Annotated in this window: 16 protein-coding genes, 4 tRNA genes and 1 other annotated feature; of the genes, 11 read left to right on the top strand and 9 right to left on the bottom strand. The window is 49.3% G+C overall.

The features are described from left to right. Positions 1-3 precede the first annotated feature (3 nt). Positions 4-1146: a S1C family serine protease gene (locus IPL71_RS00150; RefSeq protein ID WP_345317952.1), complete on the top strand. Its 1143-nt coding sequence runs from the start codon at positions 4-6 to the stop codon at positions 1144-1146. A gap of 40 nt (positions 1147-1186) precedes the next feature. Here the strand turns inward: IPL71_RS00150 and IPL71_RS00155 are convergent, their stop codons facing one another. Beyond that, positions 1187-1828: a molybdopterin-dependent oxidoreductase gene (locus IPL71_RS00155; protein WP_345317953.1), complete on the bottom strand. Its 642-nt coding sequence runs from the start codon at positions 1826-1828 to the stop codon at positions 1187-1189. Positions 1829-2054: 226 nt separating this feature from the next. Between IPL71_RS00155 and IPL71_RS00160 the strand changes: the two genes are divergently transcribed. Then, a complete protein-coding gene (locus IPL71_RS00160) occupies positions 2055-3950 on the top strand; it encodes a CASTOR/POLLUX-related putative ion channel (protein ID WP_345317954.1) in 1896 nt (631 codons plus the stop codon). Between the two features lie 62 nt (positions 3951-4012). Here IPL71_RS00160 and rlmD read toward each other — a convergent pair whose 3' ends face one another. The 3 genes from rlmD to IPL71_RS00175 all read right to left on the bottom strand — a co-directional run bounded on the left by rlmD (position 4013) and on the right by IPL71_RS00175 (position 6460). Next, on the bottom strand, positions 4013-5254 hold the full coding sequence (gene rlmD, locus IPL71_RS00165) for a 23S rRNA (uracil(1939)-C(5))-methyltransferase RlmD (RefSeq protein ID WP_345317955.1): 1242 nt from the start codon (positions 5252-5254) through the stop codon (positions 4013-4015). Positions 5255-5370: 116 nt separating this feature from the next. After that, positions 5371-5541, bottom strand: coding sequence for a hypothetical protein (locus IPL71_RS00170; RefSeq protein ID WP_345317956.1), 171 nt, complete (start codon positions 5539-5541; stop codon positions 5371-5373). Positions 5542-5551: 10 nt separating this feature from the next. Continuing rightward, positions 5552-6460, bottom strand: a complete 909-nt coding sequence (locus tag IPL71_RS00175) for a sortase (RefSeq protein ID WP_345317957.1) — start codon at positions 6458-6460, stop codon at positions 5552-5554. 64 nt (positions 6461-6524) lie between these two features. On the opposite strand from IPL71_RS00175, the gene IPL71_RS00180 reads away from it, so the two are divergent. The 3 genes from IPL71_RS00180 (at position 6525) to thrS (ending at position 8833) form a co-directional block, all read left to right on the top strand. Further along, positions 6525-6598, top strand: a tRNA-Val gene (locus IPL71_RS00180). A 27-nt stretch (positions 6599-6625) separates the two neighbouring features. After that, positions 6626-6873 (top strand) — a binding site (T-box leader). A 150-nt stretch (positions 6874-7023) separates the two neighbouring features. Continuing rightward, positions 7024-7392: a hypothetical protein gene (locus IPL71_RS00185; protein ID WP_345317958.1), complete on the top strand. Its 369-nt coding sequence runs from the start codon at positions 7024-7026 to the stop codon at positions 7390-7392. Next, a complete protein-coding gene (gene thrS, locus IPL71_RS00190) occupies positions 7364-8833 on the top strand; it encodes a threonine--tRNA ligase (RefSeq protein WP_345317959.1) in 1470 nt (489 codons plus the stop codon). The genes IPL71_RS00185 and thrS overlap by 29 nt, the downstream gene beginning before the upstream one ends. A gap of 122 nt (positions 8834-8955) precedes the next feature. Here the strand turns inward: thrS and surE are convergent, their stop codons facing one another. Then, a complete protein-coding gene (surE, locus tag IPL71_RS00195) occupies positions 8956-9705 on the bottom strand; it encodes a 5'/3'-nucleotidase SurE (protein ID WP_345317960.1) in 750 nt (249 codons plus the stop codon). Between the two features lie 163 nt (positions 9706-9868). Then, a tRNA-Arg gene (locus IPL71_RS00200) sits at positions 9869-9942 on the bottom strand. Between the two features lie 92 nt (positions 9943-10034). On the opposite strand from IPL71_RS00200, the gene IPL71_RS00205 reads away from it, so the two are divergent. Together IPL71_RS00205 and IPL71_RS00210 are read left to right on the top strand one after the other, a co-directional pair. Continuing rightward, positions 10035-10106 (top strand) — tRNA-Gly (locus IPL71_RS00205). A 77-nt stretch (positions 10107-10183) separates the two neighbouring features. Next, positions 10184-10256, top strand: a tRNA-Ile gene (locus IPL71_RS00210). 67 nt (positions 10257-10323) lie between these two features. Here IPL71_RS00210 and IPL71_RS00215 read toward each other — a convergent pair. Then, on the bottom strand, positions 10324-11781 hold the full coding sequence (locus IPL71_RS00215; protein WP_345317961.1) for a nitrilase-related carbon-nitrogen hydrolase: 1458 nt from the start codon (positions 11779-11781) through the stop codon (positions 10324-10326). Between the two features lie 148 nt (positions 11782-11929). Between IPL71_RS00215 and IPL71_RS00220 the strand changes: the two genes are divergently transcribed. The 4 genes from IPL71_RS00220 to IPL71_RS00235 all read left to right on the top strand — a co-directional run bounded on the left by IPL71_RS00220 (position 11930) and on the right by IPL71_RS00235 (position 14667). Then, complete coding sequence (locus IPL71_RS00220) at positions 11930-13123, top strand: sensor histidine kinase (protein WP_345317962.1); 1194 nt, start codon at positions 11930-11932, stop codon at positions 13121-13123. Beyond that, a complete protein-coding gene (locus tag IPL71_RS00225; RefSeq protein ID WP_345317963.1) occupies positions 13123-13767 on the top strand; it encodes a response regulator transcription factor in 645 nt (214 codons plus the stop codon). Before IPL71_RS00220 ends, IPL71_RS00225 begins: the two co-directional genes overlap by 1 nt. Before the next feature lie 98 nt (positions 13768-13865). After that, positions 13866-14066, top strand: coding sequence for a hypothetical protein (locus tag IPL71_RS00230; RefSeq protein ID WP_345317964.1), 201 nt, complete (start codon positions 13866-13868; stop codon positions 14064-14066). A gap of 1 nt (position 14067) precedes the next feature. Further along, on the top strand, positions 14068-14667 hold the full coding sequence (locus IPL71_RS00235) for a polysaccharide deacetylase family protein (RefSeq protein ID WP_345317965.1): 600 nt from the start codon (positions 14068-14070) through the stop codon (positions 14665-14667). 38 nt (positions 14668-14705) lie between these two features. Here IPL71_RS00235 and IPL71_RS00240 read toward each other — a convergent pair whose 3' ends face one another. Further along, complete coding sequence (locus IPL71_RS00240; protein WP_345317966.1) at positions 14706-15476, bottom strand: inositol monophosphatase family protein; 771 nt, start codon at positions 15474-15476, stop codon at positions 14706-14708. A 2-nt stretch (positions 15477-15478) separates the two neighbouring features. Next, positions 15479-16381 carry an arginase gene (gene rocF / locus IPL71_RS00245; RefSeq protein WP_345317967.1) on the bottom strand — a complete coding sequence of 301 codons (903 nt, stop codon included), beginning with the start codon at positions 16379-16381 and terminating at the stop codon, positions 15479-15481. Positions 16382-16423 lie beyond the last annotated feature (42 nt).

Raw genomic sequence — 16423 nt, forward strand, 5'->3', positions numbered from 1 at the left:
TGAATGAAAACAAAACAAAGCTTTCTGGCTTTTGTAGTTTTGATATTGGCCATGCTGGCCTGCCAGAGCCCGACTCTGCCCGGGCAGCAAACTTCAGCGCAGCCCACCGTAATTGCACCAGTTGAAGCTGTTGCTCCAATTGAATCAAATGCAGTTAATCCTGCGGTTGAGCAGGGTGGACTTGTTGCCCTGTATGAAAATGTAAATCCCGGCACGGTTGCGATCATCACCGATCAGGGACAGGGCTCCGGTTTTGTGTATGATGCGCAGGGACATATTGTTACCAACTTTCATGTGATCGAAGGCGCTACTACCATTGAAGTTAGGTTTACATCCGGCTATGTGACATATGGAACTGTGATCGGCACCGATCTGGATTCAGACCTTGCCATTATTAAAGTGGATGCCCCCGCTGCAGAACTTCATCCGCTGCCGCTTGGCGATTCAGACTCACTGAAAGTTGGTCAGACCGTAATTGCCATTGGCAACCCGTTTGGTTTGAACAGCACCATGACCGTTGGTATTATTTCTGCGCTTGGCCGCACATTAGCTTCAGCCCACGAAGCTCCCGGCGGACGTCCTTTCACAGCAGGCGATATCATTCAGACTGATGCGGCGATCAACCCCGGCAACTCGGGCGGTCCGCTTTTCAATATCAATGGAGAAGTGGTTGGAGTTAATAGCGCCATTCGTACCAACAGCGTTACAGAAACAGGCCAGCCCGCTAACTCAGGGATCGGGTTTGCGATTTCCATTAACATTGTTAAGCGGGTTGCACCTTCTCTGATCGCTGAGGGAAAATATGATTACCCATATCTTGGAATTGCTTCCATAGACTCCTTAAGCCTTGAAATGGTTGAGGCGCTTGGCTTGAGCGCTTATACAGGTGCATATGTAACGGATGTTGTTTCTGGAGGCCCGGCAGATGTGGCTGGAATCAAAGCCGGCACAACACCTTCTGGTGTTCCCAGTCTGCTGGCGGGTGGTGATCTGATTACCGCAATTGACGGGCGTGTTATTCGTACCTTTGATGAATTGCTGGCTTATCTCATTACGAACAAAGGCCCGGGTGACACGGTAGTCTTAACGGTCCAGCGCGGTGCCGAGACGTTGGATATAAACGTCGAATTAGGCAAGCGGCCTTAAAAATAAAAACTCCGAGGTCTCGAGACCTCGGAGTTTTTATTTACCCAAATCGTTCTTCGCGCCAGACATTGGCGCGGTTGTGATACCCTGCCTGTTCCCAAAATCCGCGTTTGTCACGCGGCATGAATTCCAGGGACCGCAGCCATTTGGCGCCCTTCCAAAGATAGGGAGTCTCCAGATCCTTTTGCGCGGGAATGAATCCCACCATGCCGCGCAGAGGATAGCCGTGGTCAGGTGTGATCGGTTCGCCGTCCAGATGAGTGGCGAGCATGAAGTTTTCCTGTAAAACAACTTCAAGCGGAAGGTTCACTGTAAATCCATATTCAGCGTGCTGCATGACGTGCGTGGCGCTTGGCTTGATCTTAATCAGACCGCTATCCACCAAGGTTTTTACTGAAACGCCTTCCCAGGTTGTATCCACCTTGCTCCAACGTGTGACGCAGTGAATATCCATTTTCATGGATGTGCGCGGTAGTTTATTAAACTCATCCCATGTCCAGCGTTTTTCCTCTTCCACTTCACCCCAAACACGCAAATCCCAGGTGGCAGGATTAAAAGGCGGCACGGGGCCATAATGTAAAACAGGAAATTTAACGGTCAACGATTGCCCGGGTGGAAGCCTGCCTTCGGAGCGGATGCGATCTTCTTCCTTGCGGCGGTCAAAGCCTTCAAATGAGAACATAATTTACCTCGCTTTCAAAAATGGGACGAAACCAGCACTGAATAGACTTGGTATGCATGGCTGATGTTACTCGCAAAAGATTATAGATTTCTTAACTAAAGTCACCTCGCACAATTGTTTTATATCCTCTGGAATATCATTGCAATCATGCAACAGGTCAAACTGTCTTATGAATTATGACGAATCCCTCTTATAATAGCCGAAACTTAAGGCTTGAGGAGAATGAATGAAAACACCAACTTTAAAACAACGTTTTCAGTATTGGTTCGACAATTATATGTCGCGCGGACCGGTTGCGTTAATTACTGCCTTGTTCGTACTTTCTGCTATGATCATATTCGTGATCGCCGCGTTGGTAAAGGTCACCGGAAGCGCACCCAATAATGAAAGCTTATTTGAACTGGCATGGATGGGTCTTTTGCGTACGCTCGACTCAGGCACAATGGGCGGCGATCAGGGCGGATTTTTCTTCCTGCTTATGATGTTGATGGTCACGTTTGGCGGCATATTCGTTGTCAGTGCCTTGATCGGTATTATCAATAACGGCCTTGAAGACAAACTCGATGAATTGCGCAAAGGCCGCTCGGCGGTTCTTGAGAATGACCATACGCTCATCCTCGGCTGGAATACACAGATATTTACTGTGATTTCTGAAATCATCCTTGCCAATGAAAGCCGCAAAAGCGGCGCAGTCATTGTCGTATTGGCCGATCAGGATAAAGTCGAAATGGAAGATGCGATCAGTGATCGCATCTCCGACACAAAAAACACACGTGTTATCTGCCGTTCGGGTAGTCCCATTGATCTGACCGATCTCGAAATCTCAAGCCCGCACACCGCGCGATCCATCATTGTTTTGGCTGATGGCGCCGACCCCGATACACACATCATCAAATCTGTTCTGGCGATTACCAACAATCCCAACCGCCGCGCCGAACCGTATCATATCGTTACGCAAATTCGCGATCCGAAAAACATGGATGTGGTCAAGATGTTGGGCGCAAAAGATCTTGTGCAGCCCATTCTGACCAACGATCTCATCGCGCGTGTTGTTGCACAAACTTCACGTCAGAGCGGCCTGTCTCTTGTTTATACCGAGCTGATGAATTTTGGCGGAGACGAAATTTATTTCAAGCAGGAACCTGAGCTTTCCGGCAAGACCTATGGCGAAGCATTGCTTGCTTATGAAACATCCACCTTGATGGGTATTCGCAAAGCAGATGGAACCATCGCAATGAGTCCAGCCATGGACACACGCATCCAATCAGGCGACCAGGTTTTTGTGATTGCGGAAGATGACAATAAGATCATCCTGTCAGGGACTTCACGCATCTCACTCGACGAAAGCCTGCTTCAGGTTTCTGGAGCAGTTTCCAAGCCCAAGCCTGAGAAAGTGCTTGTCCTCGGTTGGAATCGTTCCGGCGCGACCATCATCCGCGAATTGGACAATTATGTTGCCAAAGGTTCGCAGGTGCTGATCGTTTCGGATATTTTCGAACTCGATAAGCAGCTCAAACTTGAGATCGGTAAACTTAAGAACCAAAAGGTCACCGTGCAGGAAGGTGACATCCGCAGCCGTGACCTGCTCGAAAGCCTTGAAGCCACAGAATATGACCATGTCATCGTTTTGGCATACAGCCACCTTGAACAGCAGGAAGCCGATGCGGTCACACTCATCACCCTGCTGCATTTGCGTGATATTGCCGAACGTGACGAAACTCCATTCTCGATCATCAGCGAAATGCTCGACCTGCGCAACCGCGAACTGGCCGAAGCCGCCAAAGTGGATGATTTCATCGTCAGCGAACACCTGATCAGTTTGATGATGGCGCAGCTTTCAGAGAATTCTGAATTGATGGGCGTGTTTACCGATATGTTTGACCCCGAAGGCGCAGAAATATATCTCAAGCCGATCAGTGACTACGTGACCACAGGCCAGCCGGTTAACTTCTACACAGTCACCGAAGCAGCCCGCCGCCGTGGTGAGACCGCTCTCGGCTATCGTCTGGTCAGTGAAAACCACGATGCAGACAAGGCGTACGGTATCCACACCAACCCGAAGAAATCTGAACGTGTAAGTTTCTCTGCTGATGACAAGATCATCGTGATCGCAGAAGGATAAGTATTTTTGTAGGGGGCGGCCTGGTCAAATCCCTAAAGGTCTTCAAGACCTTTGGGATTACCTTAAACGGTTTCGAAAATTGAAATTGATTCAATATGATAAGTCTGGGGGAAAAGATCGAACGGAGTCACTTCCACCAAACGATATCCCCCGGCAATTAGCCTCGCCGCATCCCGCGCCAGCGTGGATGGGTCACATGAGACATACGTAATGATCTGCGGCTTGATGCTGATGATCGCGTCCAATGCGTGCCTTTCAATTCCTGCGCGCGGCGGGTCAACGATCACATAAGTTGAACTGTCCAGCCGCCCGGCCAGAGCTGGCAGAATTTCTTCCGCAGCCCCTTCATACAATTCAACATTATCAAACTCATCCAGGTTGAAGGCGAAATCCTCGCAAGCTGATTCAGACTCTTCAATTCCGATCACCTGCTGACAATTTGCCGCAAAGAATTTGCTGAACAACCCGGCTCCGCAATAAACATCCAATAAAGTGGTGGATGCAGAAATCGGTAACCGGGCAACCAGATGTTCCACCATCTTCTCTGCCATTTGTGTGTTCACCTGAAAGAATGAACCGGCAGACACGCGGAAATCCTTTCCAAGAATATTGAAGAGGAGATGATCCTGACCCGCGATGACAACGGCATGTTCGTCGAAAATATGCACCACGGAAACATCCGCTTCGATTTCCAACTCGGGCGTTTCAGGATTTTCGGATTCGAGCACCACCATCAGATCATCGTTCAGCCCAACGCGTAGCGAAACACGTTCCACATCCTTGTTTGATTCAAATTGCAGTTCAGGCCAGAAGGTGTTAATTCCCGTTTCGGGTAAATGACATTCCTCAATTGGCAGCGTGGAATTTCCTTTTGCATTTATAAAACCCACCTTGCCCTCTGCTGTTAAATGGAATTGCACATGATTGCGATAATTCCATTCAGACGGTGATGCGACAATTTGCGAGACAGGCGGGTTTTCGATCTTCCCGATCCGCTGTAACTGGTCGCGTAGGATTTCTGTCTTTGCTGCCAGTTGTTTTTCATAGGGCAGGTTTTGGTAATGACAACCGCCGCATTTCCCGAAATGTTTACACTTCGGATCTATTCTTTCAGCCGATGCTTGTAATACTTCAACTAATTTTCCGCGCGCAAAATTTTTCTTGTCTTCTGTCAATTCCACGCGGACTTGTTCGCCCGGCAGGCCAAAAGGCACGAACACCGCGCGCCCATCGGGCAGGCGTCCCATGGCTTCGCCACCATAGGTGAGCTTTTCGAGCAGGATGTCAAATGTAGGGTTGGGCATGGTTTCCAGAATTCTTTTAAGGTAAGGATAAATACTTATGGATTATAACGCTAACAAAAAGAGGAAAGACCGGTTTTACGGTCTTTCCTCTTTTTGTTTCGAGTAAAAGGAAATGCTTAGTTGATGAAGAAGGAAAGCACGATAAGCGCGACAAAGAAGGTGCCAGCAAGAAGTCCAATACGGGTCAGGTCTTTCTTGACATTGGAATAATCTGGGGTGAACTCAGTGCGCACGGCGGCAATATTTCCGACGGATGCCTGGGTTGCTCGTTTGTTTTTCTTAGCCATTTTATTTCTCCTAGTTTTGTAATCGCGCAAAGACAACGATGCGCTGTTTATCAACAAGATATGGATAGCACGAGATCAATGTGACTGTCGGGCTGCCCGTGGATGCCATCACTTCCACGGCAGTGGGTTCCACCAAAACTGTGCGGTCAACGATATAAGTGTACTGACGCTGCTGTGTGTAAATGATGACTTCGTCACCGGGAGTGAGTCTATCCAGATAGCGGAAGATTTCTCCGTAGACATCATTATGCGCTGACAGAACCACGTTTCCATCCTGACCTGGATCAGGGGAGCCTACATATTGACCGACTCCCTTTTTGAGTTGTTCCCATCCATCTCCCTGCACGATCGGTGCGTCGATATTGATCGATGGGATTTGAATGCGAATGGCCTGGTCTGGCGCAGCAGTTGGGATGGGTATATTCGCAAGCGACTGTACCATGGGCCGCAGGTGATCTGGTATTTCGATTTCGTTTGGACGTGTGTTGCCTTGTGCATCCGGAGGAACATGCCCGGAGGGTAACACAACTGCCATAACCAGCGGCGTGGGGGTAACGGTCTCAGGTTTGAGTGCGGATGCCACTTCGGTATTGAGTGTCCGCAGCATGCCGAAGCCGATCAAAAGCACACCGATAAATCCTACAACGGCGAGGACTTCCACACCCAACAGGATGCGATCCATCAACTTGCGGCGCGGGTTTACAGGAACAGGCTCGGACGCTGAGTCGCTTGTTTCTGTTGTATCAACTGTCGGGGCGGATTGATGCGCCTGTGAATTAAAATCCGACTCGACCGAGATGACACGTCCCGTGCGGCGGAAGGTATCCAGCCGTTCCTTGCGGGCACCGCGCCTTTTTTCAACCAGCAGGCGGCGTAGTTCTTCCACAGAGAGTTCTTCGGGAGCTTTGCGTCTTGCCATAGCGAACGGATTATACCGCAGGGATTGTCAATTATTGAGACACTCGGTATAATGTTCATCCTTCGGACGGGTAGCTCAGTTGGTTAGAGCACTGCGTTGACATCGCAGAGGTCGTAGGTTCGAGCCCTATTCCGTCCACAAGGTCATTCGTGACCGGCAATCAAATAAAGCGTGTTGACCAAGACGAGTACGTGATCATTTTTCTGACAGAGAGAAGAAGCATTTTGTTGAGAGCATCTTCCAGAAGCAATCACTGAAAACCACTTGCGAGCGTGAAACAGAACAGTGATCAGTAAACAGTGATCAGTTAGTAAGTGAAACGGTTGGCTCCGTTATTGGCCTAAGAGATATCCTTGGGCATTGCTCGGGATAAATCGGGTGGAACCGCGTGAGATCAAACTCTCGTCCCGTTGTGGATGAGAGTTTTTTGTTTTTAGGAGGCCGCTATGACTGAAGATAGCACCAATACTCGTCAGCGACTCGGAGGTTTGTAACTGCTTTCCTCTGAGACGCGAAAATGTCCATGAAGCAGAAGCAAACCATAGTGATAAAAGGAGTTGAAAATGGCACTACAAACAGAACGTTATCAGGATACACAACTGTATAAGATTCGCCATTCTGCCGCGCATGTGATGGCACAGGCAGTAATGGAGATGTTCCCGGATGGGAAGGTTACGATCGGTCCGCCCGTGGAAAATGGTTTCTATTATGACTTTGACCTTCCGCGCAATCTCACACCTGAAGATCTTGAATTGATCGAAAAACGCATGCGACAGATCGTGCAGGGCAAGCATGAATTTAAGAAGACAGTTGTTTCTGCAGAAGAAGCAAAGAAGATATTTGCCGACCAACCCTATAAACTGGAATTGATCGAAGGCCTCGAAAAAGGCGGCCTCGATGAATATGGCAATCCGTTTAACAGAGAAACCTGAAATCTCGATCTATCAGCAGGATACATTCACAGACTTGTGCCGTGGTCCGCATGTGCAGACGACAAAAGAGATCAAGCAGGATGCGTTTAAGTTGATGTCGATCGCTGGCGCGTATTGGCGCGGCGACGAAAAAAATAAGATGCTTCAGCGTGTATATGGCACAGCGTGGGAAAGCAAAGACCAATTGAAAGAGTATTTGAATCAATTGGAAGAAGCCAAGAAACGCGACCATCGCAAATTGGGCAAGGAACTTGAGATATTCATGTTCGATGATGAAGTTGGTCCCGGCCTGCCCTTGTGGCTGCCCAATGGCGGCATTCTGATCGAAGAACTCGAAAAACTCGCCAAGGATATGGAAGACAAAGCTGGCTACTTGCGCGTCAAAACGCCGATTATCACAAAGGAAGATCTCTTTGTGCGTTCAGGTCACCTGCCTTATTATGCCGAGAGCATGTATCCGCCGATGGAAATCGAAGGCGTAAAGTATTACGTCAAGCCAATGAACTGTCCGATGCACCACAAAATTTTTGGCTCGAAGGGACGTTCTTACCGCGACCTGCCCGTGCGCCTCGCTGAATACGGTACGTGCTATCGTTATGAAAAATCAGGTGAGTTGTTTGGTTTAATGCGCGTGCGCTCGATGCAAATGAACGATGCTCACATCTACTGCTCGGAGGAACAATTCGAACAGGAGTTCATGGGTGTGGTAGCGCTATATCGTAAGTATTTTGAACTGTTCGGGATCGAGAAGTACGTGATGCGTCTGTCTCTGCACAGCAAGGCGGGACTGGGCAAAAAATATGTGGACAACGAGCGCCTATGGCTCAAGACGGAAGAGATGGTGCGCCGGGCGATGAATAACGGCGGCGTGCCATACGTGGAACGCGAAGACGAAGCTGCATTCTACGGTCCAAAAATTGATGTGCAAGTTTGGTCAGCCATCGGGCGTGAATTTTCGCTGATGACAAATCAAGTGGACTTTGCCGTACCAGAACGCTTTGACTTAAAGTTTACGAATAAGGAAGGCGCGGATGAAATTCCGCTGTGCATTCATCGTGCGCCGCTTTCAACACACGAGCGCATGGTTGGCTTCCTGCTTGAGCATTATGCGGGTAACTTCCCGGTCTGGCTTTCCCCTGAACAGGTGCGTGTGATCTCAATCACGGATGCGCAGAACGATTACGCTGAAAGCGTGGCGAAGCAATTGCGTGAAAACGGAATCCGCGCACAAGCCGATTTATCGTCACAGCGCATGAATGCCAAGATCCGACAGGCGCAGTTGATGAAGGTACCGTACATGCTTGTGGTGGGCGATAACGAAATGGCCGCTGGACAGGTTTCTCTGCGCGGACGTGATGGAAGTCAGCAGAATAATATTCCGCTGGAAGAGTTTGTGGCACGTGCAAAAGATAAGATCGCAAGACGCGCGAGCGAGTTGTAATTTTAGACCGTGGACTGTAGACGATAGACCATAAAAAACGGAGAGCTTAACAGCTCTCCGTTTTTTAATCTCGTAATAGTTTTTCGAAATCTGAAAATTTTACCCGTGCGGTCATGTCCAAATTAATCGGGTGACTGCCACCATTTTCGTTTTCTCAAAATGTAGGCATCAGTATCTTCTGGCTCCTGTTTACTGTTTTCATTACGTTTGTAAGAGATGGGGCCAGGCAGTTCCCAGGAGTCGCGCTTGGTGGGTACGGGGTCATAGTATCGGCTGCGGGAAAGCCTGCCCACTTGCCACTCAGTTGTCGGTGTGGCGTGAGCCGGTACTTCCACTTTGATCAAATCCACTTCTTCTGAAAATTTTCTTTCGAGGATCAATCGTGCAAAATAGCCGGTGAAATATCCGGCTGCTGAAAAATCAATATCCTCTGAATGTGACAGGTGATATTGCGTGTCGGTTTCAAGTGAAATTGCCAGCGCGGGGAATCCCATTGAGGCGGCTTCCATCGCTGCACCGACCGTACCTGAGATGGTAATCCCCAGCCCAACATTTTCGCCGTAATTAATTCCTGAGACGATCAGATCCGGTTTGTGCGGAACGATCTCCAGAACACCATGCAGGACAGATTGCGCCGGAGAGCCGCCCACCGCATACACGCTCCATTCCTGACCGTTGACCTGCATCTGCTCTTTGCGAATAATCCCATCTGACGTGCTGGGCAAACTGCGCCCCATACCCGAGGATTGTTCGCGCGGCGCGGCTACCGTTACATAACCGATCTTGGAAAGTTCGCTGGCGGCAGCCCAAAGTCCGGGGGAGCGAATGCCGTCGTCATTGGTCAATAGAATATGAGGTTTGGAATTTTTCATAGTTCTCATTATATATAAAAAAAACAAAAGCGGAAAAATCGCTCTTGTTTTAATATGCGTCTTGACCCGGCTTGAATATCACTCCGTCATGGAAGAGAATGCAGTGAACCTAAGGCGTAAACGAAAGACCGCCTTTCAATGAGAAAGACGGTCTTTTTGTGTGTGCCCTCGGTAGGACTCGAACCTACGACCTATTGCTCCGCAAGCAAGCGCTCTAATCCACTGAGCTACGAAGGCATTTATTTGACGGCTGGTATTTTACTGTACTATCAAATGAGGGTCAAGTGCTTGACTGACTTTGCTCATGCAAGTAAAATAGGAAACCTAACGCGGGAGTCGCCAAGTGGTAAGGCATCAGCCTTCCAAGCTGATATTCGTGGGTTCGAATCCCATCTCCCGCTCTTACAAAATGTTCCTGTGTCAGGTGATTTGGTGTCAGGTTGCCTGATACGTGACACAGGAACATTTGATACTTAAGGGGCCCGTGGCGCAGCGGTTAGCGCAGGCGACTCATAATCGCTTGGTCGCTGGTTCGAATCCAGCCGGGCCCACAATATTCATTAAATTTTGTAAGCAAAAATACGCCAATCTTTACATAAAGGTTGGCGTATTTTCTTATTAACTTATTTTCTTTTTGCGGGTAATCCATAGTCCCACAAACAATCCAACCAGACTAAGCAGGGTCAGAGTGCCAACGCCGTCACCCACCGAGGAGTAGAGTGTATCTACAGAGCCAATTGGGGTTTGGACATTTTGTATGCCTGTAAAGCCGTTCGCGTTTTCCTTGAACATATCCACGCGATTGACAACCTTGCCGTGTGCATCGATCACTGATGATACGCCTTCACCGGTCTGACGGAAGATGCTCATGCCATTCTCCACCGCGCGGAAAGCTGCCATGCCTGCGTGAATATCTTTCACTTCAACCCAGTCATTGGAGGGGACGAAGAGCAAGTCCACATTTTGTTCGCCAGCTTGTTTGACGGCATTCGGGAAGTCTGCATCCCAGCAGATGATGGCGCTGAGTTTGCCGTAGGGCGTATCAATCGTTTGCAAAATCCCATCGCCTTTAAGAGAGCCTTCAAAATCGTTGCCGCCGTATTTGACATGCGTCAGAACCACATCGCCGTTCGGGTCAATGATGCGCACCACATTTTCAGCGGGCTTTTTGCCGAGGTCAAAAGTTGGCAGCACGATGTAGATATTTTTCTCTTTGGCAATCGCAGACGATTCGGCGATCAACGCCTCCACCTGGTCAGACATGCCCATGCCTGCGCCTTCCTGCAGGACAACGATGTTCGCGCCTTCATCTGCCATCGTGCGGATTTGATTTAATTCCTCGGCATGAAGTTCATCCACCAATTGACGAAAACCCGTTTCGTCCCCATCTGAGATCGGGTCCAGCACCTGAGACAGTTTCCCCGCTGGGAGAGAGAAGCCCGCGATCTGCGCAGTCTGTTCGGGTTGATTCGGTAGCAGAGTCCGCCCGAAGCTGAGAGCAAGGATGAGGGCCAGCACCCCGGCAAAAGTTAAAGAAAGACGCGCGGGTTTAACTTCCCAAAAATGATTTGCAAGACTTCCAAACCAACTGGCGAGGAAGGTCAGTCCCCATAAACCTGTGACGGAAACGATTTGCATGGTGGGAAGAAAATCGCGTTGTGAATATGCGCCCGCGCCGAAAGTGCCAAATGGACTGCCGGTGGCAGAGAAAAAATCCATGGCGGTGGCGGCGATGGGATAAACGAGCGTGAGCCACGCCGAGGAACCGAAGCGGCGATAATACATGCGGTCAATGACGTAGGGCAGCAGGCCGAGCGGAGCAGTAAGCAGGAAGAAACTAGCTTCAGCGAGCGGATGAATTTTGGACATGAAGGTCGCGCCCTGCCACGAGATGATGGTCGGGATGGCAGAGACGAGCCAAAACAAAAGGAAGTTACGCCCGGCCTTGTCGCTGTCGCGGAAGAAGCGGATGCCGAAGATGGGCACGATCCACGCCGCGAGCGGAATGTTCCATTTGCCGCCGATGAATAAGCCGAGGATGAAGATGATTGCGAGGTAGATATATTTTTTGTTCATGAGAGGTCTCCTGTGTGGAAAGTAGAAAGTAGTGATTGGGGCTATTCTATAATTTTGCGGCTCTCTCCACATCGGCCATTCCGTGCAAAAGTGGACATTGTCCATTCGGACAATATGCCTGTGCGTCTGCTGCGAGTAGAATTAGCGCATGGAACAAAACTCAAGCAAGTCTGCCTTTATTTCCTATCCCTTCTATATCTTTATTTCCCTGTTAATCGGGGTTATTGCGATTGTTGGGATTCGTGATCTGTGGAATTCCAGTTCGCCAACGTACACAGCGCTATTTTCATTTTTCATCCTGCTGCACATCGGATTGTTCTGGTCGAATACACGGCAGGATGAAAATTCGCGCTGGTGGTTCTTTTATTATCCCGCTCAGGTTGTTTTGATCGTTGCGATGGTAAGCCTGCCTTTTGAAAACGAAATCAATCTAACGCTGTTGGGTTCATCCACGCTTTGCTTAATCGGTGAGTCATTGGGATTATGGGGCAACACACGCCGCGCCTTGTATTTGGGGGTTTTTCTTTTTAGCTTCATGGTGGTCATGCTCTATTTCGCGGTCGGGCGTGACAGGTTGCTGATCGCTGTTTCCAACATGTTGGTCAACAGCGGATTCATCGTCTTGCTAATGGTGATGTTCAATCAACAATTAATCGAACGCCAGAAAGCCGAAGAACTTGCCGAAAGCCTCGAAAGCGCCAATGCCAAACTTGCCGCTTCTGCCGCCAAGATAGAATCACTGACCTTGCAGAATGAACGTCAACGCATGGCGCGCGAGTTGCACGACACACTCGCGCAAGGTGTGGCGGGATTGGTACTGCAACTCGAAGCGGTCAAAGCGCACCTCAACACGAATCGCACTGAACGGGCATCGGCCATCGTCGAACAGTCGCTTGTCCGTGCGCGCAGCACGCTCGCGGATTCACGAGCCGCCATTGATGACCTGCGTGCCACGTCTACGAATTTATCTGATGCGATACGTGAAAAGATCGAACGCTTCAAACAAGCGACGGGTATTTCCTGTGAAACAAGAATCTCTGTAAATGAAAATCAACTCTCCGCTGAAACAACAAATCATGCCCTCAACATCTTGAGTGAATCCCTGACCAATATTGTCCGCCATGCACAGGCAACGCAAGTGAAGGTCGTGTTCATGATTCAAAATCAAAATCTACAGCTCGAAGTCCGCGACAATGGCAAAGGCTTCGATGTGAATCAAAAAACAAGCGGTCATTATGGTCTGATCGGAATGCACGAACGCGCCAGGCTCACAGGTGGAATGCTTTCCGTTGAGTCAGATGCGAATGGGACTTGTGTTCAATTCGTTGTGGGGAGGTCGTGATGATCCGTGTGATGATCACCGACGACCATCTGATCGTGCGCGAAGGGCTGCGTCTTATTCTTGAAACGACTGATGAGATCGAAATTGTGGGCGAAGCACGCGATGGCGCAGAGTGTCTGGCGCTTGTTGCAAACTTAAAACCCGATGTCATTTTGATGGATCTGCAAATGCCAAACATGGACGGCATCACCGCCATCGGTCATCTGCGGCGCGATCATCCTAAAATTGCGATCGTGATCCTGACCACCTTCAACGAAGATGAAATGATGCTGCGCGGGCTGCAAGCCGGCGCGCGCGGATACTTGCTCAAAGATACCGACCGTGAAAATTTATTGGATACGATTCAGGCTGCCGCAAAAGGAGAGACCTTACTCAGGCCGGAGATCCTTGCTCGTGTGCTCGCGGTTCATTCTTCACCGGTCACTGCTCCTGTTTCTAAAAACGACTCAGCGCTGACAGAGCGTGAACTAGAAGTTCTACAGTCCGCTTCACGCGGTGAACGCAATAAAGAGATCGCTTATAAGTTGGGAATCACAGAAAGAACCGTGAAAGCGCATTTGCAAAGCATCTACCAAAAATTTAACGTAGACTCGCGTGCCGCGGCGGTTGCCATCGCCGCACAGCAAGGTTTGCTCGGCGAATAGATACGGCTGATATAATTATTTTTGGCAGATAAACCATCATATCCGTTTATCCGTTTTGCGTTGGCAATCCGTTCCCAAATCCGCGATAAGTTGAGTAAATGAAAAAAAATCCTGTAATACTTACATTGTTATTGATGCTCCTGACAGGCTGCGTTAACGCACCCACAGTCACAGACCAACCAGTTCCAACACGGACAAAAGAAGCAGGTATCACATTTAAGAATACAGTGGTCAGCCTGACCTTTGATGATGGCGACGCAGATAATTATCTGGTGCGATCTGTTCTTACTGAAAAATGATATGCAGGCCACGTTTTATGTGGTCAGCGGCTTTACCGGCACTGATGGCTATATGACCGAACAGCAGTTAAAGGATTTACATGCTGATGGCAACGAAATTGGCGGACATACATTAAGTCACAGCAAATTGACAGATGTACGCGGCGCAGACTTAAAGCGTGAAGTCTGTGAGGATCGTATGAATCTACTTGCGCATGGTTTCGAGGTGACGTCCTTTGCCTATCCCTATGGACATTATGATGCCGAGTCAAAACAGGTTGTGATGGATTGCGGCTATAACAATGCGCGCGGTGTGGTGGATGGCCCCGATACTTTTCCGCCTGGCGATCCTTTTGTGTTGCAGGCCATGCCGTATGTTGTGAGTGATACAAGTTTTTCAAAAATGTTTCGCTATGTGGCTGATGTTGAAAAAGACGGCGGGGGCTGGGTGATCTTTGTTTTTCATCATGTCTGCGATGGCTGCGATCAATATGCAGTCGATCTTGATACATTTTCAAAATTCGCGGCGTGGCTGGGCAGTCAGCAAAAGAATAATGGGTTGATCATCAAAACAGTGGATGAAGTTGTTGGCGGGGAAGTTCAACCGGCGGTTGCTCCTTAAATAAAAAAAACGGACGGGATATCCCGTCCGTTTTTGGTTTAGTTTAGTTGCTCCATCATTTTCTCATAGATGCCTGGTGCTGATGCCAGAATGGATTGTGGGGCTGAGATGTAATCCGGTTTGCCATCAATGGCCGTGACTCGCGCACCTGCTTCCTCGGCGATCAATCCAGCGGCGGCAATGTCCCAGGGACGGAGAGTCAGCTCCCAGAAAGCGTCGAAGCGGCCTGAGGCGACGTAACAGCCGTCGAGGGCGGCAGATCCGAGGCGGCGCACACCTTGAGTCATCTTGGCTAGTTTTTCAAAATTTCTGAAATTATCTTTTTCGGTGTTCCATGTGTCATACGGAAAGCCTGTCACGAGCAGACTCTTTTGCAGTTCGGTTACATTGGATGCATGAATTGGCTTGCCATTTAGGAATGCGCCTTTTCCGCGTTCAGCAGTAAACATTTCGTCACGCAATGGATCATAGACTGCGCCGAGAATCACGCTCCCGTTGAAAGCGTATGCGATGGAGACGCAGAAAACGGGAATGTGATGCGAATAATTCACTGTCCCATCCAGTGGGTCAATATACCAAAGTCCGGCGTTCTCTCCTTTTGTTTCGCCGCTTTCTTCGGCAATGATGTGACTGTCTGGAAACTGTGCTTGAATTTTGTTGATCAAAAAAGATTCTGACGCGTGGTCAGTTTCTGTGACGAGATCGATCACACCTTTATAGCTGATCTGATGTTCCTTGCTGTATCCTTCGCGCAAAATGGCGCCAGCACCGCGCGCGAGTTGTTCAAGATCAAAAAGAGTTGGTTTCATAATTATTGTCCATTCCAGATGCGGCGTCCTAATGCAGAAAGTGCGAATTCCACTGCGAGCGCGGCAGTTTTATTTTTCTCATCGAGGATCGGGTTGACTTCCACCAGGTCCATGCCGATGAGTTTATTGGTTTCGGCGATCATCTCACAAGCGAGATGTGTTTCGCGCTGCGTCAGCCCGGCGGGAACGGGAGTTCCAACCCCGGGGGCATGCTGCGGATCAAGTGAATCCAGATCAAGCGAAAGGTAGATGCCATCCACATCGCGGCTGACGCGTTCGATGGCTTTTTCAATTACTGAAACCATGCCGTACCGGTCAATTTGTTCCATGCCCATGACCATCGCGCCCGCCTTGCTTAGATTTAATTTTTCACCCGAGTCGAGGTCGCGTGCGCCAATGATGGCAATTTTGCTCGGGTCGATAACCGGGATATTTTCATCCCAGAGTTGAACGAGACTTTTATCGCCTTGTCCTGCAAGGATGGCAAGAGACATGCCGTGGATGTTTCCCGAGGGGGTGGTTTCAGCGGTGTTGAAATCTGCGTGGGCATCGATCCAGATCACCCCGATCTTTTTGTTGCGGGCCGCGCCACGCACCGAACCAATCGACAGGCTGTGGTCTCCGCCCAATACCAGCGGAAAATTTTTCGCCTGTATCGAAGTCGCTACAGCGCCCGCCACCCGGCGTGACATGGGAATAATGCAATCAATGTATTTCAGTTTTGGATTCGTGATCTTGCACATTTCTGCGATGGGCACTTCTATGTTGCCTTCATCTCTCACATCGTAGCCAAGTTCTTCCAGTTTTCTTTGTAGATGTGAATAGCGGATTGCGCTGGGCCCCATATCCACGCCGCGGCGGTCTGCGCCAAGATCCATGGGAACACCGATAATGTCTATTTGCATGTTTATTTCTCCAGTTATTAAAAATTTATGCCTGATATAAGG

This window comes from Candidatus Villigracilis proximus (genome assembly GCF_016717045.1).
GTDB classification, from domain to species: domain Bacteria; phylum Chloroflexota; class Anaerolineae; order Anaerolineales; family Villigracilaceae; genus Villigracilis; species Villigracilis proximus.

Bases quoted from the DNA above. Each gene is read 5' to 3' on its own strand.
- rocF (WP_345317967.1), bottom strand. From the start codon at position 16,381: ATGCAAATAGACATTATCGGTGTTCCCATGGATCTTGGCGCAGACCGC.
- IPL71_RS00215 (WP_345317961.1), bottom strand. From the start codon at position 11,781: ATGAACAAAAAATATATCTACCTCGCAATCATCTTCATCCTCGGCTTA.
- IPL71_RS00170 (WP_345317956.1), bottom strand. From the start codon at position 5,541: ATGGCTAAGAAAAACAAACGAGCAACCCAGGCATCCGTCGGAAATATT.
- IPL71_RS00230 (WP_345317964.1), top strand. From the start codon at position 13,866: ATGAAAAAAAATCCTGTAATACTTACATTGTTATTGATGCTCCTGACA.
- IPL71_RS00155 (WP_345317953.1), bottom strand. From the start codon at position 1,828: ATGTTCTCATTTGAAGGCTTTGACCGCCGCAAGGAAGAAGATCGCATC.
- IPL71_RS00160 (WP_345317954.1), top strand. From the start codon at position 2,055: ATGAAAACACCAACTTTAAAACAACGTTTTCAGTATTGGTTCGACAAT.
- IPL71_RS00240 (WP_345317966.1), bottom strand. From the start codon at position 15,476: ATGAAACCAACTCTTTTTGATCTTGAACAACTCGCGCGCGGTGCTGGC.
- IPL71_RS00225 (WP_345317963.1), top strand. From the start codon at position 13,123: ATGATCCGTGTGATGATCACCGACGACCATCTGATCGTGCGCGAAGGG.
- thrS (WP_345317959.1), top strand. From the start codon at position 7,364: ATGGCAATCCGTTTAACAGAGAAACCTGAAATCTCGATCTATCAGCAG.
- IPL71_RS00175 (WP_345317957.1), bottom strand. From the start codon at position 6,460: ATGGCAAGACGCAAAGCTCCCGAAGAACTCTCTGTGGAAGAACTACGC.
- surE (WP_345317960.1), bottom strand. From the start codon at position 9,705: ATGAAAAATTCCAAACCTCATATTCTATTGACCAATGACGACGGCATT.
- IPL71_RS00220 (WP_345317962.1), top strand. From the start codon at position 11,930: ATGGAACAAAACTCAAGCAAGTCTGCCTTTATTTCCTATCCCTTCTAT.
- IPL71_RS00185 (WP_345317958.1), top strand. From the start codon at position 7,024: ATGGCACTACAAACAGAACGTTATCAGGATACACAACTGTATAAGATT.
- IPL71_RS00235 (WP_345317965.1), top strand. From the start codon at position 14,068: ATGCAGGCCACGTTTTATGTGGTCAGCGGCTTTACCGGCACTGATGGC.
- rlmD (WP_345317955.1), bottom strand. From the start codon at position 5,254: ATGCCCAACCCTACATTTGACATCCTGCTCGAAAAGCTCACCTATGGT.
- IPL71_RS00150 (WP_345317952.1), top strand. From the start codon at position 4: ATGAAAACAAAACAAAGCTTTCTGGCTTTTGTAGTTTTGATATTGGCC.